The following is a 1,928-nucleotide window of genomic DNA, read 5'->3' as shown; positions in this document are numbered from 1 at the left end:
TGTTGAAAGTATGGCAAATAATAATGGTGTTTTTTTATTTTTAAATATTCTCTTTCTCATCATTCACACTCCTTTTCCATTTACATTTTCATAATGACACATATCTATTTACTTTAAAGGACTAATCTGTTTACATTTCAGGTTTACGAAGGGATGTAAACCTGAAGTTTACGTAGTGTAAATAGAACGATACTTATAAATACCATTATTACAATGTATACTAAGAGAAAAATTTAGAATAGGAGAACGAAATGAAAAAAATATTTACGTTATTTATATTAGGAGTAGGTATTCTTTTTTTTCCAGCAACGGGACTTGCGCACGAAAATGAGGAGTTAGTATTTGACCTTGATTCAACAACTATTAGAAGCGAGTCATCGTATATAGATGACTCGGGAGAAACTATTGAACTAATGATTGAAAATATTTCATCCGGTACTAGGGTAGGTAAAGGGACATACAAAGTCTCGAAAAAAAGCACGGGTAATTGGTTAGTATCGTACAATGTGACTGTCAACTCGAACAAACAATTTACAGCTGCAACTAATTTAAATATGACCACTTATCAAGGGAGTATTACTTCAAGTTCTTTGAGTAGCAATTCATCAAGAGCTATCTGTAACTTCAAACACAAGATTGGAACAATGACTTCTAATGCGAGCGTGACGACGACTATTTCAAATGGTAAACTGGTTGTAAAATAATAAGTAGGTGTATTTAATGATGGAACTCGGGGAAAAACTTAAGTCACATCGGGAAAACAAAGGATTCTCACAAGTGTTTGTAGCTGAAAAGCTTAATGTTTCAAGACAATCTATTTCAAAATGGGAAAATGACCGAGGCTACCCTGACTACGACAACTTAATTCTACTGAGCCAACTTTATGAAGTTTCTATTGGAGAGCTACTCGATGAGAATGAAAAGTTGAAGAAAAAAATTGAACATAATAATGAAGATATTGCCAGCAAGAAACAGAAGCTCCAACTTTTACGAAATACGCTGGGAAAAGATGAAAGTCTGGTTTTAATTGGTCTTTCAGCGCTAGCATCGTTCATATTTCCAGTGGGCATTATTGTGTGTATGTTCGTATTTGTCAGAAATAAGCGCTGTAATTCATACTATAAATTAATTTGGCTTATCAGCATTTTAGCACTGGCGTTAAATTTATATGCTGGATACGGACACTTAGCAAATTATATGGGGTGGGGATCAGTTTCGATCGAACAGATTGAATAACGTCAAAATCAGTAGGAGTAAGAATGAAAAAACGAAATTTACTTACTGTTTGTAATGAAAGAAGAAGCGTCAATCAGCAAAAATTAAACTATGCGGAAGAATTTCTGCTATTTAGGGGTAAAATTCAGGAAGAACTGTATTCTGATAAAATATTTCTGACACTGATTGATAAAGAAAAGGGATTAGTTCAAGAAAGAGATAAACTATTAAATGAGTAGTACCATTCTATGGTGAAGACAATTTTAATTCTGAAGGTGTAATAGTAACTACTAAAAGTAAACTTTTCGTTTACCTTTAGTAGTAAACCGATGATGTAAACTTCTCGTTTCTTTCATTTTTTTCATATTTCAAGGATACTTAGTGTATAAAAAATGAAAGAGGGATCAAAATGAAAAAATCTATCGTAACAACTATGTTAACAGCAATAGTTGCAACCACTGTATTTACAGCTTTTGGTGGTGCAGTAACTTATGCTAAAGCAGAAACAATGGAAGAAACTAATGAACTTATTCTTCCTGACGAAAATGCACCAATTTTTTCGGACGAAGGAGCAGAGTACTTAAACGTTCCTGAAATTAATCTTGATAATGATACAAACTTGTACTCGGAAGGCATACAAGTAAATACTAGAGTAGCTCAATATAGAATGTGGAGAATTGAATCGAAAACATCAGCTGGTACATCTTATGGCG

Annotated in this window: 4 protein-coding genes; all 4 read left to right on the top strand. The window is 33.2% G+C overall.

Features of this window, described 5'->3' with window-relative positions; all coding sequences use genetic code 11:
* The first annotated feature begins 251 nt into the window (after positions 1-251).
* Positions 252-704: a DUF5626 family protein gene (locus A5882_RS03760; protein ID WP_086372435.1), complete on the top strand. Its 453-nt coding sequence runs from the start codon at positions 252-254 to the stop codon at positions 702-704.
* A 16-nt stretch (positions 705-720) separates the two neighbouring features.
* Positions 721-1,236, top strand: coding sequence for a helix-turn-helix domain-containing protein (locus A5882_RS03755; protein WP_218568917.1), 516 nt, complete (start codon positions 721-723; stop codon positions 1,234-1,236).
* Between the two features lie 23 nt (positions 1,237-1,259).
* Positions 1,260-1,454 (top strand): hypothetical protein, encoded by a 195-nt coding sequence (locus A5882_RS03750; RefSeq protein WP_086332758.1) that lies wholly within the window; start codon positions 1,260-1,262, stop codon positions 1,452-1,454.
* A 170-nt stretch (positions 1,455-1,624) separates the two neighbouring features.
* Positions 1,625-1,928: hypothetical protein (locus A5882_RS19710; RefSeq protein ID WP_176462000.1), on the top strand; the 304-nt coding region annotated here is incomplete at its 3' end.

It is taken from the genome of Enterococcus sp. 4E1_DIV0656 (assembly GCF_002140695.1).
In the GTDB taxonomy this organism is placed as follows: domain Bacteria; phylum Bacillota; class Bacilli; order Lactobacillales; family Enterococcaceae; genus Enterococcus_D; species Enterococcus_D entomosocium.
The sequence above is the reverse complement of the archived record's forward strand: the minus strand, read 5'-3'. Positions and strand labels throughout refer to the sequence as shown.